Source organism: Bradyrhizobium sp. HKCCYLS1011, from assembly GCF_051167795.1.
In the GTDB taxonomy this organism is placed as follows: Bacteria; Pseudomonadota; Alphaproteobacteria; order Rhizobiales; family Xanthobacteraceae; genus Bradyrhizobium.
The window spans coordinates 592,402-615,547 of sequence record NZ_JBNPTT010000006.1 but is presented as its reverse complement, the minus strand read 5'-3'; the positions used below and the strand labels follow the sequence as shown (position 1 = coordinate 615,547).

24 protein-coding genes and 3 pseudogenes are annotated in these 23,146 nt (G+C 64.0%); 5 read left to right on the top strand and 22 right to left on the bottom strand.

What is annotated here, in order from left to right; genetic code table 11:
- Positions 1-556 precede the first annotated feature (556 nt).
- The 11 genes from ACQR1W_RS23310 to ACQR1W_RS23260 all read right to left on the bottom strand — a co-directional run bounded on the left by ACQR1W_RS23310 (position 557) and on the right by ACQR1W_RS23260 (position 8,564).
- A complete protein-coding gene (locus ACQR1W_RS23310) occupies positions 557-784 on the bottom strand; it encodes a hypothetical protein (RefSeq protein ID WP_434852966.1) in 228 nt (75 codons plus the stop codon).
- Between the two features lie 445 nt (positions 785-1,229).
- Positions 1,230-1,871, bottom strand: coding sequence for an urea amidolyase associated protein UAAP2 (locus ACQR1W_RS23305; RefSeq protein WP_434852965.1), 642 nt, complete (start codon positions 1,869-1,871; stop codon positions 1,230-1,232).
- 11 nt (positions 1,872-1,882) lie between these two features.
- Positions 1,883-2,692, bottom strand: coding sequence for an urea amidolyase associated protein UAAP1 (locus ACQR1W_RS23300; protein ID WP_434852964.1), 810 nt, complete (start codon positions 2,690-2,692; stop codon positions 1,883-1,885).
- Positions 2,689-3,291, bottom strand: a complete 603-nt coding sequence (locus tag ACQR1W_RS23295; protein WP_434852963.1) for a DUF1989 domain-containing protein — start codon at positions 3,289-3,291, stop codon at positions 2,689-2,691. Before ACQR1W_RS23295 ends, ACQR1W_RS23300 begins: the two co-directional genes overlap by 4 nt.
- 11 nt (positions 3,292-3,302) lie before the next feature.
- On the bottom strand, positions 3,303-3,695 hold the full coding sequence (locus ACQR1W_RS23290; protein WP_434852962.1) for a RidA family protein: 393 nt from the start codon (positions 3,693-3,695) through the stop codon (positions 3,303-3,305).
- A gap of 25 nt (positions 3,696-3,720) precedes the next feature.
- Positions 3,721-4,488 (bottom strand): amino acid ABC transporter ATP-binding protein, encoded by a 768-nt coding sequence (locus tag ACQR1W_RS23285; RefSeq protein ID WP_434852961.1) that lies wholly within the window; start codon positions 4,486-4,488, stop codon positions 3,721-3,723.
- 12 nt (positions 4,489-4,500) lie between these two features.
- On the bottom strand, positions 4,501-5,157 hold the full coding sequence (locus ACQR1W_RS23280; protein ID WP_434852960.1) for an amino acid ABC transporter permease: 657 nt from the start codon (positions 5,155-5,157) through the stop codon (positions 4,501-4,503).
- Positions 5,154-5,798: an amino acid ABC transporter permease gene (locus ACQR1W_RS23275; protein WP_434852959.1), complete on the bottom strand. Its 645-nt coding sequence runs from the start codon at positions 5,796-5,798 to the stop codon at positions 5,154-5,156. The genes ACQR1W_RS23280 and ACQR1W_RS23275 overlap by 4 nt, the downstream gene beginning before the upstream one ends.
- A gap of 111 nt (positions 5,799-5,909) precedes the next feature.
- Positions 5,910-6,764, bottom strand: coding sequence for a transporter substrate-binding domain-containing protein (locus ACQR1W_RS23270; protein WP_434852958.1), 855 nt, complete (start codon positions 6,762-6,764; stop codon positions 5,910-5,912).
- A 24-nt stretch (positions 6,765-6,788) separates the two neighbouring features.
- Positions 6,789-7,622, bottom strand: a complete 834-nt coding sequence (locus ACQR1W_RS23265; protein ID WP_434852957.1) for a nitroreductase family protein — start codon at positions 7,620-7,622, stop codon at positions 6,789-6,791.
- 456 nt (positions 7,623-8,078) lie between these two features.
- On the bottom strand, positions 8,079-8,564 hold the full coding sequence (locus ACQR1W_RS23260) for a MarR family winged helix-turn-helix transcriptional regulator (RefSeq protein WP_434852956.1): 486 nt from the start codon (positions 8,562-8,564) through the stop codon (positions 8,079-8,081).
- A 173-nt stretch (positions 8,565-8,737) separates the two neighbouring features.
- Here ACQR1W_RS23260 and ACQR1W_RS23255 point away from each other — a divergent pair.
- Positions 8,738-9,186: pseudogene (locus ACQR1W_RS23255) on the top strand (amidohydrolase/deacetylase family metallohydrolase); the annotation flags it as partial.
- A gap of 2 nt (positions 9,187-9,188) precedes the next feature.
- Here the strand turns inward: ACQR1W_RS23255 and ACQR1W_RS23250 are convergent.
- Positions 9,189-9,464: pseudogene (locus ACQR1W_RS23250) on the bottom strand (TIGR00366 family protein); the annotation flags it as partial.
- Between ACQR1W_RS23250 and dinB the strand changes: the two are divergent.
- A pseudogene (dinB, locus tag ACQR1W_RS23245) lies at positions 9,461-10,363 on the top strand (DNA polymerase IV); the annotation flags it as partial. The pseudogenes ACQR1W_RS23250 and dinB overlap by 4 nt on opposite strands.
- A gap of 44 nt (positions 10,364-10,407) precedes the next feature.
- Here the strand turns inward: dinB and rnz are convergent.
- Positions 10,408-11,313 (bottom strand): ribonuclease Z, encoded by a 906-nt coding sequence (rnz, locus tag ACQR1W_RS23240; protein ID WP_434852955.1) that lies wholly within the window; start codon positions 11,311-11,313, stop codon positions 10,408-10,410.
- Between the two features lie 16 nt (positions 11,314-11,329).
- Positions 11,330-11,608, bottom strand: coding sequence for a hypothetical protein (locus ACQR1W_RS23235; protein ID WP_434852954.1), 279 nt, complete (start codon positions 11,606-11,608; stop codon positions 11,330-11,332).
- Positions 11,609-11,781: 173 nt separating this feature from the next.
- Between ACQR1W_RS23235 and ACQR1W_RS23230 the strand changes: the two genes are divergently transcribed.
- Entirely contained in the window at positions 11,782-12,375 is a 594-nt protein-coding gene (locus ACQR1W_RS23230; RefSeq protein ID WP_434852953.1) for a BadF/BadG/BcrA/BcrD ATPase family protein, read from the top strand.
- A 2-nt stretch (positions 12,376-12,377) separates the two neighbouring features.
- Positions 12,378-13,358: an N-acetylmuramic acid 6-phosphate etherase gene (locus ACQR1W_RS23225; protein ID WP_434852952.1), complete on the top strand. Its 981-nt coding sequence runs from the start codon at positions 12,378-12,380 to the stop codon at positions 13,356-13,358.
- A 518-nt stretch (positions 13,359-13,876) separates the two neighbouring features.
- On the opposite strand, the gene ACQR1W_RS23220 is transcribed toward ACQR1W_RS23225, so the two are convergent.
- The 7 genes from ACQR1W_RS23220 to ACQR1W_RS23190 form a co-directional block, all read right to left on the bottom strand.
- On the bottom strand, positions 13,877-14,296 hold the full coding sequence (locus ACQR1W_RS23220; RefSeq protein WP_434852951.1) for a hypothetical protein: 420 nt from the start codon (positions 14,294-14,296) through the stop codon (positions 13,877-13,879).
- 80 nt (positions 14,297-14,376) lie between these two features.
- Complete coding sequence (locus ACQR1W_RS23215; protein ID WP_434852950.1) at positions 14,377-15,651, bottom strand: Zn-dependent hydrolase; 1,275 nt, start codon at positions 15,649-15,651, stop codon at positions 14,377-14,379.
- A complete protein-coding gene (hydA, locus tag ACQR1W_RS23210) occupies positions 15,648-17,105 on the bottom strand; it encodes a dihydropyrimidinase (RefSeq protein ID WP_434852949.1) in 1,458 nt (485 codons plus the stop codon). Before hydA ends, ACQR1W_RS23215 begins: the two co-directional genes overlap by 4 nt.
- A gap of 109 nt (positions 17,106-17,214) precedes the next feature.
- Positions 17,215-18,204: an ABC transporter substrate-binding protein gene (locus ACQR1W_RS23205; protein WP_434852948.1), complete on the bottom strand. Its 990-nt coding sequence runs from the start codon at positions 18,202-18,204 to the stop codon at positions 17,215-17,217.
- 44 nt (positions 18,205-18,248) lie between these two features.
- A complete protein-coding gene (locus ACQR1W_RS23200) occupies positions 18,249-19,130 on the bottom strand; it encodes an ABC transporter permease (protein ID WP_434852994.1) in 882 nt (293 codons plus the stop codon).
- A gap of 92 nt (positions 19,131-19,222) precedes the next feature.
- Entirely contained in the window at positions 19,223-20,167 is a 945-nt protein-coding gene (locus ACQR1W_RS23195; RefSeq protein ID WP_434852947.1) for an ABC transporter permease, read from the bottom strand.
- Positions 20,160-20,945 (bottom strand): ABC transporter ATP-binding protein, encoded by a 786-nt coding sequence (locus ACQR1W_RS23190; protein ID WP_434852946.1) that lies wholly within the window; start codon positions 20,943-20,945, stop codon positions 20,160-20,162. The genes ACQR1W_RS23195 and ACQR1W_RS23190 overlap by 8 nt, the downstream gene beginning before the upstream one ends.
- Before the next feature lie 197 nt (positions 20,946-21,142).
- Between ACQR1W_RS23190 and ACQR1W_RS23185 the strand changes: the two genes are divergently transcribed.
- Positions 21,143-21,814 carry a TetR family transcriptional regulator C-terminal domain-containing protein gene (locus ACQR1W_RS23185; RefSeq protein WP_434852945.1) on the top strand — a complete coding sequence of 224 codons (672 nt, stop codon included), beginning with the start codon at positions 21,143-21,145 and terminating at the stop codon, positions 21,812-21,814.
- A 6-nt stretch (positions 21,815-21,820) separates the two neighbouring features.
- Here the strand turns inward: ACQR1W_RS23185 and preA are convergent, their stop codons facing one another.
- Entirely contained in the window at positions 21,821-23,146 is a 1,326-nt protein-coding gene (gene preA / locus ACQR1W_RS23180) for an NAD-dependent dihydropyrimidine dehydrogenase subunit PreA (RefSeq protein WP_434852944.1), read from the bottom strand.

The window sequence follows — 23,146 nt, the reverse complement described above, 5'->3', positions numbered from 1 at the left end:
CGCTTCCGCTTCATCTGTCCGTCCTTCGTCAGGGCGGACTCTAAATCCTTCTGGAGGAAATTCTTAGGGGCAGGTCAGCGTCAACCGCGAATCGGCAGTCGTTGTTGGGTGCCATGATGTTTGGAATGGTGCCGCAAGCAGGCTTGGACCGGCGGGGCCAATACTGTCCTGACCTCGCTGGTTAGAGCTGGCCGGCCATAACAGTCTGATTACAGGTTCCAGGCCTGCCGGGATCGCCAGCTGCAAAATCGACTGTGCGGACACTTTGAAAACGACTCGATTTGCGGTTTAAGAACGACTCGTTTTCGTTTTGAAAACGACTCGATCTCAAATCCCACTGACACTGCTAACGAATTTCGGCTCCATTTTTTCGTCGATTTTTGAGCTCGAAAGAACCGAGGGGGTCTTTCGCCCGCCAGCATCCGCCCGTGGCGTTTCCGGCAATCAGGCGATCGCGGAAGTCCGGGACATCCTGAATTCGATCGGCGACACCTGTCCGGAGCGCCCGCCGGAGGATTGAAGCCCTCGGGCGAGGCACCGGAGCGGTTGCCGTTTTTCACTTCTGCTTCGAAGTATCCTGCGCGTTCGCGTTGTTCGGATCCTTCTTATTCGCTTCGTTATGGCCGACAGCGCAGCCGGCCGCCGCGCCCAACTTGCCGTGTCCCGCCATGTGGCCGGCGACGCCGCCGACGATAGCACCCTTGATGCATCCTTTGGCGTCCGCCGCGGGCGCGAAAGCAAGCGAAATCGCGGCCGCGCAGGCCGCCGTCATCATCCATTTCATGTCCGTACCTCCGTTGCTGAAGATTGGGGACCAACGCGATCCGGACCAACTCCGTTCCGGCAGACGGGGAGCCTCCCCGCGCTACTCCCGCGAGCGCCGAAGCGCCGCGTGCAGACGCTCTCTTTCCTTTTCCCAGCGTTCGTCCTCGCCCGGGTGCGGTTCTCGAACCGCGAAGCCTTCGAGGAAGCCCGCACATCGCCACCCTTAAACTAGGCCAAAGGGGGAAGACTCATAGACCTTACCTCTTGGCGCGTGCCGGATCGGCTGTTCGACGAGGCCGACGAATTTCTCAACTGGGCACGTTTGGCTCTGGCTGCGGCCCAGAGGGTTGCCGTCAAGAGGAAGCCCTGAATGCATCGGACTTCGGACCTAGCAACGGCCGCGACGACTCCTGTTGGCTTGTAGCGGATATTGCGGCGGCGCTGGCTGATGTCTGAAGGCAGAATTAATGGCTCGCTGCCGCAAACATCTCCCTGATCTCCACGCGGATCGGAGTCGGATCGAAACCGTTGCAGGGGTTGTTGACCTGGGGACAATTCGAGATCACGAAGAGCACCTCCATCTCGGCGGTCACGTCGACGTAGTTGCCCGGCGCCGACGGGCCGTCCAGTACCGTGAAATTGCCGGTGGGCTGGATCGGCACGTTCATGAAGAAGTTCAAATTGGAGACGATGTCGCGTTTGGTCAGACCGTGGCGCGACAGCTCCAGGATGAAGTTCTCCCGGCAGGCATGCAGGTAGCGCGTGGCCTCGCCGAAGCGCACGGCATTGCTCTCGCAGGAGCAGCAACCTGCCGAGGTATCGTGGCGGCCACAGGTGTCGGCGGTGATCCGCGCCATCACCCGGCCGCGATTGGAGATCAGCCGCGTGCCGAGCTCGATATAGGCGGAGCCCTGGACGCGGAGCGTGTCCTGCGCGCTGTAGCGCTCGGCGGTGTCAGCGGCGACGTATATCAGCGCGTCCACCGCCTGCTCGCCTTCGCTGTCGATGATGCGCAGGGTCTGGCCCCTCTTCAGCACCCGCGACCAGGGCTGCTCGGCGGGAATGTCGAAGGCACAAACGATATGGCCCGGATCGCCTGATGACATGATCACGCTCCTCAGGCGAACAGCTCATCGGTGAATGTGTAGGCCCGCCTCGCTTCCGGGGACGCCGTGCGGCAGACGTCGCCGGCCGCGGGCGGCGGCAGCCGGTGCCGGATCAGCGTGATCGGCGAGGTCGCCGCGGGCCGCGCCGGATCGAGCGGATGGGCGCAGTTGGAGACCGCCACGATCAGGTTCATCTCGGCACGAAGATCGACGAAATCGCCGGGGCGCTTGCGCGCGGCGTGCCAGATGAAGCGCCCGCTCGCGTCCGTCGTGACGGGAGCAAAGAAGGTCACGCAGGGCGGGATGTCGCGCAGGCCCAGTCCGATCTTGGCGGCGGCCGAAATGAAGTTCGCCTGCGTGTTACGCGTCACCTCGCCATAGGCCTCCAGCGTCGAATCGGCAGTGGAGCCGCCGACCAGCAGATCATGCGCGCCGGAGGTATCCTCGATCACCGACAGCAGCACCCGCCCCATGTCCGAGAGGATCATTCGGCCCTTCGACAGTGCTGCGCTCCACTGCACCTTCACGGTGTCGGCGCAGTTGATGCGCTCGCTCGGATCCTCCGTGCGCCACGCCAGCAGCGACACGCTGGAGCGGCCAAGATCATCGCGGAGTCGCAGCGCCTCGCCGCGCGACAGCCGCACCGTCGCGTGCCAGCCGGGCGGCACCTGCTCCGTCTGGACGATCGCGTCCGTTGCTATCGGAGCGTCGTCGAGCGCCGTCGGCGGTGGCAGTTGCTTGAGCTCCTGCCCCGCTGCACGCAGCTCCTCATAGCGGCGGCGATTGGCGGCGGCCCGCTCCGCCTTGCTCTCTCCCATCATGCGTCGGTCACCGTGAAATGCGCCTCGACCGGCTTCCCGGACTTACCGTTGATCGGCAGGATGTCCTGCGGACAGGCGGAGAATGCGATCACCAGATCCATCTCCGCGCGCAATCGCACATGGCCGCCGGGAACCGGGCGCGGCGGCGCGGCGAAGCCGAGCGTACCGTCGCCGTCCCACGGAATATTCATGAACAGATTGAGCGGGCTCGGCACCTCCGGCGGAGTCAGGCCGAGCTCAGCCATGCCGGCAGACAGATTGTCGGTGCAATTGTCGTGATGGCCCTCGTGCCCGAGAAACGCGTAGCGATAGCGGTCGCAGGCGGCAATCAGAGTGTCGTGAATGCCACCCGAAGTATCCTCGACCATCGTCAGGATCGGACGGCGCATGTTGGTCCGGAGCACGTCGCCCGGCCGCGGAACCAGATGCAGCGAATGCGCTCGTGTGTGCTCGTTCGACATGAACTCGGACAGGTCGGCGCGATTGAAGGCCCAGGTGTCGACCACCTGCTCGCCATGGGTGTTGATGACGGTGACCACCTGGCCGGCCGTGACGAACGCCGCCTTGCCGCGCCGCGCCGGAATCTCGATCAGAGACATTGCACTCTCCCTCAGGGCTTGTAGGCAACCATGTCGATCTCGACGATGCCGCCGCGTGCCAGATCGCAGACTCCGATCGTGGTCCGGCCCGGCCGGCGCGCATCGTCGAAATGGCTGGAGAAGATCGCATTCACGGCCGCGTAGTCGCGCTTGAAATCGGTCAGGAAGATGCGGGCGAACACCACGTTCGCGAAGCTCATGCCGCAGCCCTTCAGCACGCGCGCGAGGTTGTCCATCACCTTTCGGGTCTGCGCCTCAATACCCTCGGGAAGCGGCAGCGCAACGTCATCGGGATCGGTTGCGAGCTGACCGGTGACGAACAGAAACGGACCGGCCTGCACCGCATGGCTGTAAGGCGTGACCGGCTTCGGCGCATCCGGGAGAAGATGATAAATCGGATCCATGGCCTATGCTCTCTGCTTTTTCTGGCTATCCGGCGGCGTAGCGCTGGATGAATTGGCGCGCGCGCTCGGTGTCCGGGCTGACGAAGAAGCGAGCCGGCGGCCCCGTCTCGACGACGCGACCGCGATCGAGAAACAGGATGCGGGTGGCGGCGTCGCGCGCAAAGCCCATCTCGTGGGTCACGATCACCATCGTGCGGCCCTCGCGGGCAAGCTCGCGCATCACCAGCAGTACCTCGCCGACCAGCTCCGGGTCGAGCGCGCTGGTCGGCTCGTCGAACAAGAGAACCTCCGGCTTCATCGCCAGCGCGCGCGCAATGCCGACGCGCTGCTTCTGCCCGCCGGACAGCCGCGCCGGAAACGCATCGGATTTGTCGGAAAGGCCGACCTTGGCGAGCAGCGCCATCGCCTCCTCGCGCACCTCGGCCACGGGGCGCTTCTGCACTTGCACTGGCGCCTCCATGAGATTCTGAAGTACCGTCAGATGTGGCCATAGCGCGAAGTGCTGGAACACCATGCCAATCCGGGTGCGGACCCGCGACAGCTCGCGGTCGGACATCACAACGCCGCCATTGTTGACGCCGATGCGGTCGCCGTTGAGATAGATCTTGCCGGCGTCGGGCTGCTCCAGCCAGTTGATGCAGCGAAGCAGTGTCGACTTGCCGGAGCCGGACGGGCCGAGCACGCAGACCGTCTCGCCGCGCGTCACTGTGAAGCTGATATCCGATAGCACCTCCAGGTCGCCGAAGCGCTTGGAGATGCCGGCGACGTCGAGCACGGCCATGTCGTCGGTCATCCCAGGCTCCTTTCAGCGCCGCGCCGCCGCCAGCCGGTCGATGCCGCTGACACCCGCCTCGATCACCAGGCAGAGTCCCCAATAGAGGACCACGGCGGTGATGAAGGCGGCGAACGGCACGTAGTGACGCGACTGGATCGAACTTGCGGCATGCGTCAGCTCGGGCAGCGCGATGATGGTGAGGAAGGCGCTGTCCTTGACGATCTGGATCATCTGGTTGCCGATGACGGGACCTGCGGCGAGCAGCAGCGGCGGCAGGATGATGCGACGGAACAATCGCGGCCTGGAGAAGCCGAAGGCCACACCAGCCTCGATCGGCTCGCGCGGCTGCGCCGCCCAGGCGCCGCGCAGGATCTCGGCGAGATAGGCGGCGTGATAGACGGTCAGCGCGACCAGCCCCGAGCTCCAATTGTCGAGCCTGATGCCGAACGAGGGCAAGCCGTAGTAGACGATGTAGGCAAACAGCAGGAACGGCACGCAGCGCATGCCGTCGACGAAAACTCGCACCGTGAGCGCAAGCCAGCGCCGCTTCGACATCAGGGCCGGCGTCAGTACGAAGGCGATCACGAGCCCGGCGATGGCCGACAGCACCGAGAGGATCGTGGTGTTGCCGAGCCCGCCCAGGAGCAGATCCCGCTCGCTCCAGACGATGGCGAAATCCCGGATCATGCGGCCTCGGCTGCAAGCTGGCGCCGCTCGATGAAGCGTTGCAGCGAGACCAGCGCGAACACGATCGGCGCGTACATCGCGATGGCCACCAAGAACGGCGGCAGCGGCTCATAGGTCTCGGCGCCGATCCGCACCGCCGCGCGGGTGATGTCGACGACGCCGACGACCGCCAGCACCGGCGTGACCTTGATCAGCAGCGACATCTCGTTGATGAGGCCGGGCAGACTGACCCGAAGAATCTGCGGCAGCACGATGCGGCGGAAGCGCAGGCTCGCATGCATGCCGACGGACTGCGCGGCCTCGTACTGCTCTTTCGGGAAGTTCATCAGCGCGGCGCGCCAGACCTCGCAGTTGAAGGCCGAGGTGTTCATGACCAGCGCCAGGATCGCCGCCGACACCGGGCCGATCGCGATCCCGACATTGGGCAACGCGAAGAACAACAGCAGCAGCAGGGTCACGAGCGGCGTCGCGCGCAACACCGAGACATACGCGGCGACCATGCGGGCGACGATGGGAACGTCGGCCCAGCGCAGCAGAGCAAGCCCAAGGCCGATCGGCAGGCCGATCAGGATGCCGACGAAGGACAGCGTCACCGTCACGACGGCGCCTTGCAGAATGGCGAGCACGTCGGCCGCACTCATCGGCATCCATCCGTGCCGGCCATCCCAGCGCCCTGACGGGTCACGTCACCGTCGAGCGCACCGGCACGCCGGGATCGGCACCCGCCCATGGGCTGCACCTCGATCGCGACCTCAGAATTCCGGCTCGAACGTGACCGGAAGATCCGGAAAGGCCTCGCCGAACCACTTCTTCTGCAACTCGGCGAATCGGCCGGTTTCCTTCTCCTTGGCGATGAAGCCGTTCAGGAACTCCACCAGCTCGGCATTACCCTTGGCGACCGCCCAGGCCGGATAGGATTTGCCGGAGACGGGCTCGCCGACCGCGAATACGTTCGGCTTCTCGGCGACCAGCGCCTTGATGTTGATGATTGTGTTCACGACGTAGTCGACGCGACCGAGCGCGAGATCCTGATAGGCTTCGGGATAGGAGGTGTATTCGACCACCTTGCCGAGCTTGCCGCCCTCCTTCTCCAGCATGGCCTGGAGCTCGGGCAGACGGCCGAGCAGCGCGCTGCCGGCCTGCACGCCGACGGTCTTGCCGCTGAGATCCTTGATGGCGGAGATGCTCTTGTCGTCCTTGCGCTTGACGTAATAGTGCGTCGCGTCGGCGATCGGGCTGGTGAAATCGAGCGACTTCTTGCGCTCCTTGGTGATGATCGCCGCAGTAATGGCGACATCGTACTTGCCGGTGGAGACGCCGGCCAGGATGCCGGTCCAGGGGAGGATTTGCTGCTTGATCTCGAACGGCGCATATTTGCGCAGATCCTCGATCAGCTCGTTGTCGAAGCCGGTCGGCTTGCCATCCTTGACGAACTCGAACGGACGGAAATCGTCCTCGGTGGCGACGATCAGCCCGCGCTTCTTGATCTCGTCGAGGCTGCCAGCCTTGGCGCTGAACGCGGCAGGCAGCGTCAGCGCGGCGGCCAGCAACGCGAGCGCGAGGCGCCGCGACGGGGCCGGTAGGCGGGGAAACGATGGTTTGGTCATCTCGGATCTCCTCATATGAACTGATCAGTCGAAGCTGAAGCCGTGCGCGCGCAGATAGGGCGGGAAGGCCGCCCCCTCGGCCTTGGCGGCCTGACGCGCCTTGTCCTCCGACCAGCCGTAGAATTCGACCTCGCCAAACTCGGCATTGCCGCGCTGCTGCTCTTTCGGAATCGCGTGCCGCGCATGACGCCGCCGGTCGTAGTCGTCGAGAGCAGCAGGCAACGCGTCGTCGCCGTAGCGGTCGACATGCGTGGTGATGCTGCGCGGCAGCCGCAGGCTGACATGTCCCTCCGCGGCGGGATAGCCGAGACACAGCCCAGCGACCGGAAACACCATGTCTGGCAGCTCCAACACCTTGGCGACCGTGTCGATCTCGTTGCGGATCACGCTGATTGGACAAGTGCCGAGCCCCGCGGATTCCGCGCACAGTATCATGGTCTGTAGCGCCAGCGCCGCATCGACCGAGGCATTGAAGAAGCCTTCCAAGGTACCGTTGTTGACCGGCTTGCCGCGCAGCACGCCGATCCGCTGCAGCCGCCGCGCGTCGCCGAGAAACACGAAGAAGACCGGTGACGCGCCGATCCATGGCATGCTCGGAAACAGCCTGCCGATCGCCGCCCGCTTCTCGGCATCGCGCACACGCATGACCGAGGCCTGCTGGAAATCCGACTTGGCCGAGGCGCTCAGCGCGCAGGCGACGAGCAGGTCGAGCAGCCCTTCCTCCGGTATCCGATCGCTATAGCGGCGGACCGTCTTGCGTGACAGCACGCTGCGTAAAAATGCATTCGCCTTTACGTCGCCGCCATCGGGTCCGCCGTCTCCGAAGCGCGTTGCGAGGACATCAGCATGCTCCGACATCACGGCGCCTCTCTTACGTCACGCGAGACGCACCACTTCCAACGAACGTCGTTGGCCAGAGCAATGATCGGCGGGTCCCGCCGCGGCAGACATCGCATCGCTCACCCCACGCGCTGCGACACGGGTGTCGCCGCCCCGGATTCATTTCGCCGCGACTTTGCGCAGCTGCCGCCACTTTGCGCAGCAATTATTGGAGATGTCAGCAAGGGACATGCCAGAACTCGTGGAGTCCCGCACGGCGCAGCGGCTGCGCACCCGCTCCCGCGACGACCTCCGCCGAAATTGAGTAGCCGAATGCGCCGTTTGCGGACAAAACGCCGCAGCGCCGAAATGCGGAGCATGCTTCGTATTTGGGGCAGCCGAAGACACGACCGGATACCGCGCTTCGACGATGCGCTGCTTTTCGGGCAGCACCATGCCCATTATGTAATCGTAACTCGTCGCGATGGCCTGCGGTCAGCCCAGCGATCTTGTCGCATCAAGGCGTTGCCCCTGCGCCTTGACGATTGCCTGCATCATGGCAATGAACCGCTTCTGATCGGCCTTCGTGAGATCCGCGACCGTCGCGAGATGCGCTGCCCGGGCCCGCCTCTCGATCTTGCGCAGCAATGCCGCGCCAGAACGGGTCAGGCGGCAGGTGCGCGACCGCCGGTCCTGCGGTCCGACATTGCGATCGACGAAGCCGCGCGCCTGCAGCCGCCTCAACGCGCCGGTCGTGGTGGTCCGGTCGAGGGCGATGTCCTTGGCCAGCGCTGTCTGATCCGCCGTCCCGCGTTTTGCCAGCGCCGTCAACAGGCTGTACTGCAACGGCGTGATCTCATAAGCGGCACATTTCTCCTGGAACAGCGCGACGTGGATCTGGTGCAGCCGCCTAATCAGATAGCCCGGACGCTCCTCGAGCGGCCACGGCACATCTGCTTTCGGCTTAGTCCTTCCGGACATTGAACGGCTCCCGCATAAGCGCTGATCACGCTGCATCAATTTGAAGGTGTCTATAGGACGGATCTTGATGTAATGCGAAGTGTGCTTTGTAAATCGGTCGGCGCATCATCCGTGCCGGTTGTCGAGGAAGGCTTTGACCGGGACGAACACACTGCCCGGAAAGGAGACCTTGCATGTCTGTGAGCGCCTCGATCGACCTGCTGCTGCGCGGAGGCCGCGTCGTTGACCCCGCTGAAGGATCTCGCCATCCGCGATGGCCGCATCGCCACCGTGTAGTCCGATATCCTGCCGACCAGCGCCAAGGACGTGGTCGACGTGACCGGCCAGCTCGTGCTTCCTGGACTGATCGACACCCATGCCCATGTCTATCAGTACATTACCGGCCGCTTCGGCATGAATGCGGACACGGTCGGGGTGTTTCGAGCCTGATCGACCAGGGCGGCCCATCCTGCATCACCCTGCCATGGTTCCGGCACTTCGTCGCCGAGCAAGCGCAATCGCGCGTCTATGCGTTCCTGTCGGCTTATCTGGTCGGCGGCCTCAAGGGTCACTTCTATCCCGATCTCTACCGGCCCGTCGCGTCGACATCGACGCGACGGTGATATCGGCGGTCGCCAACCGCGGCACCGGCGGCACATAAGTCAGTGTCCGAGCAAAAACCGAGACCAGTAAGAGGACGACCGGAAGGTGAATTACGAACTGCAAGAAAGTGAACCCAATAATGTCGCGCGCCCTTATCGCAAGGACTCTAACCAGTGGCAGCATCCAGAATGGATTGATGAGGTTCGGTAAGGCTTCTGCCGCGTTGTAGATTTGAACGGTCCATCCAAGATGAATATGCAGATCTTTAGCCGCCTGAATGACGTATCGAGCTTCAATAATCCATTTTCCACCCCGCGATGCCATCGGTGACCGCCAAGCGCAAATGCCCCGATCTGATCTTCGTCAGGCCGCGGTTCGAAGTCTATAAGGCCATCAGCCTGGAGATCCGCGACATCTTCGCCGAGCACACCGCAACCATCGAGCCTCTCTCTCACTCGACGAGGCCTACCTTGATGTGACCGACAACCTGCGAGACATTCCCGTTGCCACCGATATCGCCACCGCAATCAGGGCGAAGATCCTGCGCGAGACGCACCCTGACCGCCTCCGCCGGCATCTCCTATAACAAGTTCCTGGCAAAGCTCGCCTCGGATCACCGGAAGCCAAACGGCCAATTCGTGTTCACCCCAAAGATGGGACCAGCCTTCGTCGAACAGCTCCCGGTCGGGAAATTCCACGGAATCGGTCCGGCGACCAATGCGAGGATGAACAGGCTCGGTATCTTCACCGGCATGGACATGCGCAATCAGACCCTTGAGTTCATGAACGCCCATTTTGGCAAGGCCGGCGCCTTCTACTACTGGATCTCACGCCGTATCGACGACCGCCCCGTTCGCGCGAACCGTATTCGGAAGTCTGTCGGCGCCGAAAGCACCTTCTCCGGCGACCTCAACGAGTTCGCCGCCCTGGTCGCCGAGCTCGCCCCTTTGATTGACAAGGTCGGGCGTCACTGTGAAAGCACCGGCAATTTCGGCCGCACGGTGACATTGAAGGTGAAGTTTTCCGACTTCGAGATCATCACCCGTAGCCGGTCGGTCGCATCAGCAATCACCAGCCGCCAGGACCTGGGACGCTTGGCGGTTGGCCTTCTCGAAAGCGAGCTGCCGGTTCCGAAGCCGGTCAGACTATTGGGTATCTCGCTGTCGTTGTTGCAGACCGAGGCAGAGTGCGAACCTCAACTGGACTTTCCGATCTGAGCGATGCGCCGCTTGTTTTCGGCTCGGGTCCAGCCGCGGCCGCGCTAGACGGCGATGCGATCAAAATCTTTGGCAACCCGGCTGTTCGGGAAGATCGCCATGGCCTCCGCCAGAATCTCCTCGTCTGGGTAGCGACCGGAGATGTGGGTGAGGACGAGCTTCTTGACGTTGCTCACGGCCGCGAGCGTGGCTGCTTCCCTTGCGGTCAGATGTCCGTAATCACGCGCAATGGCTGCGTCGCGGTCCAGGAATGTCGCCTCGATCACCAGGACATCGGCATCGGAAACATGCTCCGCCAGACCATCAATGGTTTCGGTATCTCCAACGATCGCGAGCTTCTTGCGACCCTCCGGCGGGCCGAGCACCTCTTCAGGGTCGATCGTTGTGCCGTCTGGGAGCATCACTGGCTTGCCGTCGGCTAGTTCCTTGCGTACCGGGCCGTCCGGTACGCCGAGGGCCGCAAGGCGATCCGGCCGAAGGTGCCGGCGGGCGGGGCTTTCGAAGGAAAAGGCGAAGCTGTCAGTGTCGCGGTGGCGCACCGGAAAGCAGTTGATGGCGAATTCACCGTTCGCAATCGCCTCACCTGCAGTCAACTCAACGAGTTGCAGCGGAACGGGCGCCCTTCTCTCACCCCACAAGCCTGCGAGCATCCGGACAATGACTTCAAGGGTGCCCTGGCTCCCGTGAATTGTCATGACCTCGGCGCTCCGCCGCAGCCGCAGGGTCGAGAAGAGACCGGGAATACCGAGCACGTGATCGAAATGCCCGTGGGTCAACAGCAGGCGGTCAAGCCTTCGAAAACCGGCTCCGCTGCGCAACAGCTGGCGCTGCGTCCCCTCCCCGCAATCCACCAGAATGCGTTGATTTCCCGCCTCCACGAGAAGTGCGGGATGATTGCGTTCGGCGGACGGGACGCTTGCTGACGTCCCCAGAAAGGTGAGCGCAAACATTCGTTACCCGAAATCTCTACAATCCGTAAAAGTCGTCCGAGACGCTCGGCCGCTTGTCGGCACTGCGCAACGTCGGCACCTGGAAACGGCCGCGATTTTGCGGCGCCAACGGTTGCCAGCGCGCATCCACGGCGGACGGCTGACTGAGCGGATGCCCGTTGGTGAGAAAGCCGTCATCGAACAGCTTGTGTGTGATCTCATGGAATCTGGCGGCACTACCAGAGATGTGCCGCGCGGCAATCGTTACGGAGGAAGACGCGGTGCGGCCCATCAGTATCCCGAAAACGGCAGTCACGGGCCCGTGAGACGAGTCCCGTCCAAGACTTCATATATACACCAGGAGCCTTGTGAGGACCTGGAGCGAAATCCTGGCGTTAACTCATCATGGGAGCGAACGGTACCACGTATCTTAGCATCGACAGCGGCGGAACTCGTTGCCGCGCGCGGATCGAGGACGAAAACGGCAGGGTGCTCGGTGAAGCGAGCTCGGGGCCTGCCAGGGCCCGGATTGGCCTTGCCGGACTGCGCCGCCGGGGCGCGGAAGCGGCGTTCAACCAGGTCTCGCATCCCTTTGGGTCGGTCGCTTTCATCAGCGACGGCCTGGCGGCCTGTCTCGGCGCCGATGGCGGCCCGGACGGGGCGATCGTGGTCGCCGGCACGGGCTCGGTGAGTGTCGGCCTGATCGACGGCCGTGACATCCGTGTCACCGGTAACGGCTTTACCGTGTCGGACGAACGCAGCGGCGCCGATATCGGCCTGCAGGTCGTTGGACTTGCGGTGCGGACCGAGGGTCGCCGGGGCGAACTGACATCATTGCTTTCGGAGGCGCTGGGCGCGTTCGATCATGATCCTTATCAGGCGGTGGCCTGGTCCGAGGAAGCCAGGGGCAACAGATTACGCGGCATTCGCGCCGATCGTGATGCGACATGCCAATCAGCGCGATCTGCCGCCCGAGGGGTCCTGACGCCAACGCGGCCGCCGGCGCGTTACTGGTGGCACGAGGGCGGTTCGACTTGCCAAGCCCGACTCGCCCAAGCTCGACGGGCCCAAAAGAGAAACTGATCATGAACAGGATTCGAAATTCCGCGTTTGATCGCGCTCGGATGAACAATATGACAACCGAAGATGTCGATCTCCGTTTTGCCGATCTTGATGCATGGCCGCTGGGGTCGGCGATGGAAGCGATGTGGGAGGGCCAGCTTGCGGCCGTCGCCGCGATCGGCCATGCCCTTCCCGCAATCACTGCGGCGGCCGAAGCGGCCAAGACGGCGCTGGGCGATCACGGTCGCATTGTCTATGTCGGCGCCGGCACCTCGGGCCGTGTGGCAGTCCAGGACGGCGCCGAGCTGACGCCGACCTTCGCCTGGCCCGGCAAGCGCGTCCGCTTCATCGTCGCCGGTGGAGATAGCGCATTCGTCACCAGCATCGAGGGTGCGGAAGATGATGTCGACGATGCGGTCAGGCAGATCAACGCCGCGCGGCTGAAACCGCAGGACGTGGTGATCGCCGTTGCCGCCAGTGGGACAACACCATTCACGGTCGCGGGGCTACAGAAGGCAGGCTCTTTTGGAGCGGTCACGATCGGTCTCGCCAATAATCCCGGCACCGCCCTGCTGGCATCCGCAAAGTTTCCGATCTTGATCGAGACCGGCCGCGAGCTGATCGCCGGCTCCACGCGGATGAAGGCAGGCACAGCGCAGAAGATCGTGCTCAACCTGATCTCCTCCGGGATCATGCTGCGCCTTGGCCGGGTGTATCGCGGCATGATGGTGAACATGCTGCCAACCAATGCCAAACTGAAGCGGCGTGCCGAAGCCATGGTGGCGAAAATCGCGAGCTGTGATCCGCCGCACGCGGCTCGCTCGCTCGAGCAGGCCGGGGGCGACATCAAGACGGCAGTCCTGCTGGCCTTGGGCGTCGACAGGAGTGACGCCGAGGCCGTTCTGAAAGATTGTGACGGCAATCTCCGGCGCGTGTTTGCCGAGTTAGCCGCGGATGTTGACGACAATCGCGAGCGCAAGCAAAGCGTGGCGAACAAGCCGTGACGACATCCGCGATGGCGAGCGAAATCCGGGAAAGCGCTGACGTGCGTCTGGACAAGGGTCGAAGCCGAACTTTAAAGATATTGAGCTCTTGTCTCCTTTTGGCGCATTCTTGCCATCAATGTCGCAGCGGTAGCTTTCGGAACGGCCTACCGCGCTTGATCAATGTGCGAAGAAAACACCGCTTACTAAAAGCAAGCATTCCGAATGGAATCAAAATCGGCTGCCGTCTTGGTCGAGGAAGCCGGTTAGCCAAGCGTCAATGCCGCCGCTTCTCCGCGCTTAATACATTTGAACAATTCGCGAATTTCCGGAGATGGGACCGTACAGAGAGTTCGATACGAATCCAACAAGGCCTACCAGTAAGTCAACGACTTTGGTCGCCGCCCACGAGAATATGACGGTGGCCGGCCTCGCCCCGCTATCTGCAGGAACCGTCCGTCACCGCTTGCCACGACGGGCCGCTGACGCGTGCGGAAGCAGTTCTCAACAACGGCTCGCGACCGAGTGATGACCCACGCTCAGCCGATCAGGCGTTCCAACGCCTGGCCGCGGGCTTCTGGCGTCGACATCGTTCGGATCGCCGCAGCCCTATTGAGCAGGTCGTCGACATCGCGACGGGTCAAGTTGAGATTCCCGATCTCTCTGGCGCTGTCCGGCTGACCAGCCAGCACCAGTGTCACCACCGCGCAACGCGTGTGATGCTGTTCAGCTCCTGACCGAACGACCTGCGAAGCCAGCTCGATCGCGCGTTCACCGTGGCCGACCAGTGCCTCTGCCAACGCAAGATTGCTCAGGATATCGGGATTCCTTGGGTTCAGGCTGCTGGCTCGTGCGAGCGAGTCCCGTCCAGCCGCAAATCGTCCCGCCAGTGTCTGCGCCAAGCCGAGTTTGTCCAGGACGCCGGCTGTTTCACCATGCGATGCAGCCTTTTCGAGCACCGCAATCGCATCTGTCAGCGCCTTTTTGCGGACCAGCGCCGAGCCGCTGCCATTCGCTGATCGAGAGCTGGGACTCGTCCTCAACCGAAGCGCCGGTCATAGGCGAGCACGGCTTCAAGCAGCACCTGCGCGCCGCTGCCACACTCGTCAAACGAGGTGGATTCGGATTCGTTGTGGCTGACGCCGCCGGCGCAGGGGACGAAGATCATGGTGGTCGGTGCGACGCGCGCGATATAGGCGGCGTCGTGGCCCGCGCCGGACACCATGTCGCGGGTGGCATAGCCGGCTTTCTCGGCGCCGCCGCGCACGCAGCCAATCATCTCCGCATCGAAGCGCACCGCCGGACTGTCCCAGATGCGCTTCTCTTCATAGGTCAGCCCGAGCGGCTCGATCGTGGCATTCAGCGCAGCGCGGAACTCCTGCTCCATCGCCTCCAGCACAGCTTCATCGGGATGCCGGAAGTCGACGCAGAAGAACACCTCGCCCGGCACCACGTTGCGCGAGTTGGGCCGCACCTCCATCAGCCCCACGGTGCCGACGGCATCGGGTGAATGCTTGATCGCGATCGCGTGGATCTGCTCGACCATGCGCGACGCGCCGAGCAGTGCGTTCTTGCGCAGATGCATCGGCGTCGCGCCGGTGTGCGCAGCCTGACCAGCCACCGTGACCTCGTACCAGCGCATGCCCTGCACGCCGGTGACGACGCCGATGGTCTTGCCTTCCGCTTCCAGGATCGGCCCCTGCTCGATGTGCAGCTCGAACATCGCGCCGATCTTGCGCTGTCCCACCGGCTCGCTCCCCTTGTAGCCGATACGGGTCAGCTCGGCCTCGAACGCCTTGCCGTCGCGGTCGCGGCGCGAATAGGCGAACTCACGCGTGAAGGCGCCGGCGAACACGCCAGAGGCCAGCATCGCCGGCGCGAAGCGCGAGCCCTCCTCGTTGGTCCAGTTGACGATCTCGAGCGGCGCGTTGGTCTCGTAGCCTGTCGCATGCAAGGTGCGCAATACTTCCAACGCACCGAGCACGCCCAGCACGCCGTCGAACTTGCCGCCGGTGGGTTGCGTATCGAGGTGCGACCCCATGCAGATCGGCGGCAGGTCGGTGCGCTTGCCGGGACGGCGTGCGAACATGTTGCCGCAATCATCCACGGTGACCGTGCAGCCGATCGCCTCGCAGGCGCGCTTGAACCAGTCACGGACCTTGCGGTCGTCATCGGACAGCGTGAGCCGGCAGATGCCGCCTTTCGCCGTGCCGCCGAAGCGCGCCGTTTCCATCAGGCTGTCCCACAGCCGCTGCGGATCGATCGACAGATTGGTGCGGTCGGCCTTGGCCGGAGTTGTCGCGGTCTCGCTCATGGCACCACCGGCATGCTGCGCGACACCGGCCTGGGCGCCGAGAATTCCTTCCAGGTGCTGTTGGCGACATGCGACGCCGGGAATGGCGGCCGGGCAATGAACTGTCCGTCACCCTTCTCGGCGCGCAGCTCGCCGTCCTGCCAGGCGATGCGGCCGCCTGAGAGCGTGATGCGCGGCGCACCGGTGCAGGCGATGCCGTCGAACACGTTGTAGTCGATCCGGCTGGTCTGGGTTTTGGCCGAGATGGTCTTGCTCTTGGCCGGATCCCATATCACGAGATCGGCGTCCGAGCCCACCGCGACCGCACCCTTGCGCGGATAGATGTTGAGGATGCGCGCGATGTTAGCCGAGGTGACTGCTACGAACTCCTCTTTCGTCAGCCGTCCCGTGTTGACGCCCTTGGTCCACAGCACCGGCAGCCGGTCCTCGACGCCACCCGTGCCGTTCGGGATCATGCGGAAATCGTTCAGGCCGAGCCGCTTCTGCTCGCGCGTGAACGAGCAGTGGTCGGTCGCGACCACCTGCAGCGAGCCGGACTGCAGCCCGGCCCACAGCGAGTCCTGATGCTTCCGCGGCCGGAACGGCGGTGACATCACGCGCGCCGCCGCGTAGTCCCAATCGGGATTGCGGTATTCATCCTCGTCGAGCACGAGGTGCTGGATCAGCGGCTCGCCATAGACGCGCTTGCCGGCGGCGCGGGCGCGCGCGATCGCCTCATGCGCCTCGCGGCAGGAGGTGTGGACCACATAGAGCGGCGAGCCCGCCATGTCGGCGATCATGATGGCGCGGTTGGTGGCTTCGCCCTCGACCTCGGGCGGCCGCGAATAGGCGTGATTTTCGGGCCCGGTCGCGCCCTTGCCCATCAAGGTCTCCTGCAGGCGGAAGACGACGTCGCCGTTCTCGGCATGCACCAGCGGCAGGGCACCGAGCGCGGCGCAGCGCGAGAACGAGTTGAACAACTCGTCGTCGTTCACCATCAGCGCACCCTTATAGGCCATGAAATGCTTGAAAGTGTTGATGCCGTAGGTCTTCACCACGGCTTCCATGTCGTCATAGGTCTCCTTCGTCCACGACGTCACCGCCATGTGGAAGGAATAGTCGCAGGCCGCCTTCTCACTCTTGTGGCGCCAATCCTGATAGGCTTTGAGCATCGACTCGCCGGGAGCGGGGATGCAGAAGTCGACGATCATCGTCGTGCCGCCGCACAGCGCCGCCTTGGTGCCCCATTCGAAATCGTCCGCCGACACCGTGCCCATGAACATGAGCTCCATGTGGGTGTGCGGGTCGATGCCGCCTGGCAGAATGTCGCAGCCGCCGGCCTCGATCACCTCACAGTCCGTCGGCGCCGACAACTTCTCGGCCACTGCTGCGATCTTGCCGTCCTCGATCAGGACGTCGGCGCGGCGGGAATGATCATGGTTGATGACGGTTCCGCCGCGAATGAGAATGGTCATGAGCGCTCCTCCGGCTGGATGGCGTGGTCGTGTCGAGCTTGGTGATCAGGAGTGGATGGCTGCAGCACCGTGAGGCGCTGCAGCCGAGATTGCTGGTGATGGCGCGTGCTTACTTCAGAGCGGCGTCGATCACGGCGTGGGACCAGGCGCCCTCCGGCTTCTTGGTGATGACCGGCTGGTCGCCGCCCGCACCGAGCAGCGTCGTCACGGTGCGATCGAAATCGGCCGGATCGAGCTTGCCGTTGGAGCCTGCGGTGAGCTTGTTGATCTCGCTCATCATACGCTTCTGATGCGCCTCCGTCTGGGCACCGGTCGCATCGTTGTCGAGCACGATCTTGACCGCCTCGTCCGGATTGCTGCGCGCGAATTCCCAACCCTTCATCGTGGCCTTGACGAACTTCGCCATGTTGGCGGTGAAGGCCGGGTCCGACAGCTTGCTCTCGAGTACGTAGAGCCCGTCTTCCATGGTCGAGACGCCCTGGTCGGTGTAGTTGAACACCACGAGCTCGTCGGGCTTTAGCCCGGCGTCGATCACCTGCCAATATTCATTGTAGGTCATGGTCGAGACGCAGGCGGCCTGCTTCTGGATGAGGGGATCGACGTTGAAGCCCTGCTTGATCACCTTGACGCCGCCGGCCGAGCCGTCGGTCTTGTAGCCGAGCTTGGCCATCCAGGCCATGAACGGATACTCGTTGCCGAAGAACCAGACGCCGAGCGTCTTGTCCTTGAAATCGGCCGGGGTCGCGACGCCGGAGTCCTTGCGGCAGGTCAGCATCATGCCCGAGCGCTTGAAGGGCTGGGCGATGTTGACCAGCGGCACGCCCTTCTCGCGCGCGGCGAGCGCGGCCGGCATCCAGTCGATGATCACATCGGCGCCGCCGCCGGCGATCACCTGCGGCGGAGCGATGTCGGGACCGCCCGGCTTGATGGTGACGTCGAGGCCTTCCGCCTTGTAGAACCCCTTGTCCTTGGCGACGTAGTAGCCGGCGAACTGCGCCTGCGTCACCCATTTAAGCTGCAAGGTCACCTTGTCATCGGCCGACGCAGGAGCCGCAATTCCCACCAGCAGCGCCGCGCCGAGTATCAATCTCTTCAGCATCCGTCGTCTCCCCTGTTCAACACCACTAACCAACAAACCTCGTCTCAACCCCGGTTGGACGGGTGCCAGAAAGTCACCCGTTTCTCGAGCAGCACCAGCGCGCCGAAAAAGGCGGAGCCAGCGATGGCTGCGATCACGATCGTCGCCCACACCATGTCGAGCGACATGCGGCCGACCTCGGTCGAGATGCGAAATCCCATGCCGAGCGTCGGCGTGCCGAAGAACTCCGCCACGATCGCGCCGATCAGCGCGAGCGACGCGTTGATCTTCAGCGCATTGAACAGGAACGGCATCGCCGCGGGCAGCCGCAGCGCCAAGAGGGTCTGCAGCCAGGAGGCGCCGTAGCTGTACATGAGGTCACGCTCGAGCCGGCCGGCCGCGGCAAGGCCTGCGACCGCGTTCACCAGCATCGGGAAGAAGGTCATGACGACGACCATGGCGGCCTTCGACTGCCAGTCGAAGCCAAACCACATTACCAGGATCGGCGCGATGCCGATGATCGGCAGCGCCGAGACGAAGTTGCCGATCGGGATCAGGCCACGGCGCAGGAAGTCCGAGCGGTCGCAGGCGAGCGCGACCAGGAAGCCGGCGGCCGAGCCGATCAACCAGCCTGGCACGGCCGCGCGGACGAAAGTCTGTACGAAGTCGGCGCCGAGCGTCGGCATCGACGCGAACAGCCGCGCCAGAATCAGCGACGGCGCCGGCAGCAGCACGGTCGGCACCTTCAGGCCGACGCAGATCACTTCCCACAGGAACAATAGCGTCAGTCCGAACAGCAGCGGCACAGCGGCCGGGGCAAGCCGAGTCAGTAGCAAAGGCAGACCTTCCGAGCGGCTCCAGATGACGTTGGCAAACCAGGCGATGGCCCAGGACGCGAGTGCGAGTGTGATCACGACCGAGCCCGATGCGCCGCGATGGGCGAGCATCAGTGCGAGGGTGGCGAGCAGGCTTCCGGCCGCGAGCAATGCCATCAGTGACATCGCCGGCTTGCGATCGCTTGCGGCTGACGCGATGGCGCTCATGGCCGCGTCCCCATTGCCTTCAAGGTCAGCCTTTCGGCGAGCGTGATGAGCGCCACGAGGAGCGCAGCGAGGAGCGCGGCCATCACCAGCGCCGACCATATCTGTACGGTCTGGCCGTAATAGGAGCCCGAGAGCAGACGCGCGCCAATGCCAGCCTGCGCGCCGGTCGGCAGCTCGCCGACGATGGCGCCGACCAGGCTGATCGAGATCGACACTTTCAGGCTGGCGAACAGCAGCGGCACCGCGGCCGGCCAGCGCAGCTTGGCGAAGGTCTGCGTCGCGGACGCGTTGTAGGTGCGCATCAGGTCGAGCAGCATCGCGTCGGGCGAGGTCAGGCCCTTGACCATGCCGATGGTGACCGGAAAGAACGACAGATAGGCCGAGATCACGGCCTTCGGCAGCAGGCCGACGATGCCGATCGAGCCGAGCGCGACGATGATGATCGGCGCGATCGCCAGAATCGGAATGCTCTGGCTGGCCACAATCCACGGCATCAGGCTGCGGCGCAGCGCATTGACGTGCACGATCGCGACTGCCAGCGCGATGCCGAGCAGCACGCCGATGACGAAGCCTGCGAGAGTCGCAGAGATTGTCACCCAGGCGTGGGTGAGAAGATTGCGCGGATTGAGCACGAGGCCGCCGGCGGTCTCGCGCAGCAGCCGCGTCCCGATGGTCGAGGCATAGAGCTCGCCGATGATCTGGTGCGGCGCCGGCAGCACCGGCCGCTCCAGGCTCCAGGCCACCTCGTAGCGATTGGCGAACCCCTCGACACGCGCGAGCTGCGGCAGGTCGCGGTTCATCGGCAGACAGGCGAGATACCACACCGCCAATACGATCGCCGTCAGCGCCAACACCGGGACCAGTCTGCCGCGTCGCAGGGCGTCCCACGTCCGGTGGGACGCCGAAGCTTCGCGCGGTGACCCCAGGGCGACGCTAGTCATCGTAGCTGTGGCCGGCGCGCAGCCCCTCCCTGACACGGTGGGCGACTTTGAGAAACTCCGGGCTTTCGCGAATGTCGAGCGTGCGCTCGGCACCGAAGTCGCAATCGATCACGTCGATGATGCGGCCCGGGCGCGGCGACATCACCACGATGCGCGACGACAGGAACACAGCCTCGGGAATTGAGTGTGTGACGAAAACGACCGTCTTGCGGGTCTCGTTCCAGAGCTTGACGAGCTGCTCGTTGAGCCGGTCGCGCACGATCTCGTCCAGCGCGCCGAACGGCTCGTCCATTAGCAACAGCTCAGGTTCAAACGACAGCGCACGCGCGATCGAGACGCGCTGCTGCATGCCGCCGGACAGCTGCCACGGATATTTCTTGGCAAAGCCAGACAGCCTGACCATGTCGAGATGCTTGCGCGCCCGCACACGGCGCTCGGCTTTCGGCAGGCCGAACACTTCGAGCGGCAGCATCACATTGGCTTCGACCGTGCGCCACGGATACAGCGCCGGAGCCTGGAACACGTAGCCATATTGGCGCTTCAGACGCGCCTCACGTGGCGCAAGGCCATTGACGGCGATGCTGCCGGATGTCGGCTGCTCGAGATCGGCGATCACGCGCAAGAGCGTGGTCTTGCCGCAGCCTGACGGGCCGATGAAGGAGACGAACTCGCCCTTCGCGATTGTGAGATTGGCATCGGCGAGCGCGTAGACCGGACCGTCGCCGGTCTGGAAAGTCAGCGACAGATTGCGAATGTCGATGGCCGTCTGCGCGCTCACCGCTCACCCTTCCGTGGTGCCGCTCGATCGCGCGCATCGAAGCAAGCCGTATGCCATGCGCTGCTCCCTAACGTAAAAGGCATTACTTGCGAATGCGTCCAATCCGCCCGCGCAAGATTTGACCATCTGGTCAGATCTGATGCATGCTGCCTGCGGACCAATCTACACGATCTCATCGATTTGCAACGGACTGTCTGATGGCGGCGCGCACGATCCTGAAACGCAAGGCCCGGAAAACGGCGGCTCCTGATACGGAGACTCGGGCCAAGACGCGCGGCGGCGAGGCCAATGTGCAGCGCATCCTTGATGCCGCGCTCTCGGTATTCGCCATGGACGGCTTCGCCGGCGCCCGCATCGACGCCATCGCCGATCTGGCGGGCCTGTCGAAGCCGAACCTCTTGTATTACTTCCGCACCAAGCAGGATCTCTATCTCGCGGTGCTCAAGCGGACGCTTGACATGTGGCTGGTGCCGCTGGCGCGGATCGACGCGCAGAGCGACCCGCGAATCGCACTGACCGACTACATCACCGAGAAGCTGGAGTATGCCCGCGACCATCCCAAGGCATCGCGGCTGTTCGCCATCGAGGTGATGCGCGGCGCACCGGTGCTCGGCAAGGTGCTGCAGGACGACCTGAAGCAGCAGGTCGACAGCAAGGTGAGCTTGCTGCGGCGCTGGATGGCGCAGGGCAAACTGCCGCGACGTGATCCGCATCATCTCATTTTCATGATCTGGGCCACGACACAGCATTACGCCGATTTCTCCACACAGGTCGAGGCCATCACCGGCCGCACGCTTGATCATCCCGCCTTCTTCACCGCGGCACGGCAGTCGATCCTGCACGCCGTGCTCGGGCCGGATCAGGATTGAGCCGAACTACTCCGCGGCATGTTTGGCGGGCTTCGGGTTTGTCGCCATCGGGTTGTTGGGGTGTTCGAGCCAGGTGCGGTGGCCGCCGACCTTGAGGCCGGTGCGGCGATCGACCTCGCCTTCCCTCAGCGGCACCATGGTGATGCAGTTCTCGATCGGGCAGACAACAGCGCAGAGATTGCAGCCGACGCATTCCTCCTCGATCACCTCGAAATGGCGCTGGCCGTCCTCGAGGCTGGTGATCGCCTGGTGCGAGGTGTCCTCGCAGCCGATATGGCAGCGGCCGCATTTGATGCAGAGGTCCTGGTCGATATGGGCCTTGACGATATAGTCCAGGTTTAGATGCTGCCACTCGGTCTTGCGCGGCACGGCAAGGCCGACAAAATCCTCCGTTCGCGCGTAGCCCTTCTGGTCCATCCACTCCGACAGGCCGGCAATCATCTCCTCGACGATCTTGAAGCCGTAGACCATGGCCGCGGTGCAGACCTGCACGTTACCAGCGCCCAACGCCATGAACTCGGCCGCATCACGCCATTTCTCGATACCGCCGATGCCTGATATCGGCAGGCCCTGCGTCGCCGGGTGGCGCGCGATCGCCGAGACCATGTTGAGCGCGATCGGCTTGACGACCGAGCCGCACATGCCGCCATGCGTGCCGTAGCCGTCGATATGGGGCCACGGCGCCATCTGGTCGATGTCGACGCCCATCAGCGCGTTCACGGTGTTGATCAACGACACCGCGTCCGCACCGCCGCGTTTTGCCGCTTCCGCCGGCGGCAGGATGCTGGCGACGTTCGGCGTCAGCTTCACGATGACCGGCATCCGCGTCGCCGCCTTGCACCAGCGCGTGACCATTTCGATGTACTCGGGCACTTGGCCGACCGCAGCGCCCATGCCGCGCTCGCTCATGCCGTGCGGACAGCCGAAATTCAGCTCGATGCCATCAGCGCCGGTCTCTTCGACCCGCTTGATGATCGCGGTCCAATTCGGCTCCTCGCAGGGCACCATCAGTGAGACCACGACGGCGCGGTCCGGCCAGTCGCGCTTGACCTGCGTGATTTCCTGCAGGTTGACCTCGAGCGGACGGTCGGTGATCAGCTCGATGTTGTTGAAACCGATGACGCGGCGGTCGCTGCCGTGGATGGCGCCATAGCGCGGACCGCTGACATTGACGATCGGCGGATCCTCGCCGAGCGTCTTCCAGACCACGCCGCCCCAGCCCGCCTTGAAGGCGCGGATGACGTTGTAGGCCTTGTCGGTGGGCGGCGCCGAGGCGAGCCAGAACGGATTAGGCGAGGTGATGCCGGCGAAGCTGGTGCGGAGGTCGGCCAC

What these genes read in the sequence shown, in the direction of transcription:
- ACQR1W_RS23275 (WP_434852959.1), bottom strand. Translation starts at nt 5,798, where the DNA reads ATGAGTGCGGCCGACGTGCTCGCCATTCTGCAAGGCGCCGTCGTGACG.
- ACQR1W_RS23225 (WP_434852952.1), top strand. Translation starts at nt 12,378, where the DNA reads ATGAACAGGATTCGAAATTCCGCGTTTGATCGCGCTCGGATGAACAAT.
- ACQR1W_RS23310 (WP_434852966.1), bottom strand. Translation starts at nt 784, where the DNA reads ATGAAATGGATGATGACGGCGGCCTGCGCGGCCGCGATTTCGCTTGCT.
- hydA (WP_434852949.1), bottom strand. Translation starts at nt 17,105, where the DNA reads ATGACCATTCTCATTCGCGGCGGAACCGTCATCAACCATGATCATTCC.
- ACQR1W_RS23300 (WP_434852964.1), bottom strand. Translation starts at nt 2,692, where the DNA reads ATGATGGGAGAGAGCAAGGCGGAGCGGGCCGCCGCCAATCGCCGCCGC.
- ACQR1W_RS23305 (WP_434852965.1), bottom strand. Translation starts at nt 1,871, where the DNA reads ATGTCATCAGGCGATCCGGGCCATATCGTTTGTGCCTTCGACATTCCC.
- rnz (WP_434852955.1), bottom strand. Translation starts at nt 11,313, where the DNA reads ATGTTTGCGCTCACCTTTCTGGGGACGTCAGCAAGCGTCCCGTCCGCC.
- ACQR1W_RS23215 (WP_434852950.1), bottom strand. Translation starts at nt 15,651, where the DNA reads ATGAGCGAGACCGCGACAACTCCGGCCAAGGCCGACCGCACCAATCTG.
- ACQR1W_RS23260 (WP_434852956.1), bottom strand. Translation starts at nt 8,564, where the DNA reads ATGTCCGGAAGGACTAAGCCGAAAGCAGATGTGCCGTGGCCGCTCGAG.
- ACQR1W_RS23280 (WP_434852960.1), bottom strand. Translation starts at nt 5,157, where the DNA reads ATGATCCGGGATTTCGCCATCGTCTGGAGCGAGCGGGATCTGCTCCTG.
- ACQR1W_RS23285 (WP_434852961.1), bottom strand. Translation starts at nt 4,488, where the DNA reads ATGACCGACGACATGGCCGTGCTCGACGTCGCCGGCATCTCCAAGCGC.
- ACQR1W_RS23270 (WP_434852958.1), bottom strand. Translation starts at nt 6,764, where the DNA reads ATGACCAAACCATCGTTTCCCCGCCTACCGGCCCCGTCGCGGCGCCTC.
- ACQR1W_RS23290 (WP_434852962.1), bottom strand. Translation starts at nt 3,695, where the DNA reads ATGGATCCGATTTATCATCTTCTCCCGGATGCGCCGAAGCCGGTCACG.
- ACQR1W_RS23200 (WP_434852994.1), bottom strand. Translation starts at nt 19,130, where the DNA reads ATGCTCGCCCATCGCGGCGCATCGGGCTCGGTCGTGATCACACTCGCA.
- ACQR1W_RS23195 (WP_434852947.1), bottom strand. Translation starts at nt 20,167, where the DNA reads ATGACTAGCGTCGCCCTGGGGTCACCGCGCGAAGCTTCGGCGTCCCAC.
- ACQR1W_RS23185 (WP_434852945.1), top strand. Translation starts at nt 21,143, where the DNA reads ATGGCGGCGCGCACGATCCTGAAACGCAAGGCCCGGAAAACGGCGGCT.
- ACQR1W_RS23295 (WP_434852963.1), bottom strand. Translation starts at nt 3,291, where the DNA reads ATGTCTCTGATCGAGATTCCGGCGCGGCGCGGCAAGGCGGCGTTCGTC.
- ACQR1W_RS23265 (WP_434852957.1), bottom strand. Translation starts at nt 7,622, where the DNA reads ATGTCGGAGCATGCTGATGTCCTCGCAACGCGCTTCGGAGACGGCGGA.
- ACQR1W_RS23205 (WP_434852948.1), bottom strand. Translation starts at nt 18,204, where the DNA reads ATGCTGAAGAGATTGATACTCGGCGCGGCGCTGCTGGTGGGAATTGCG.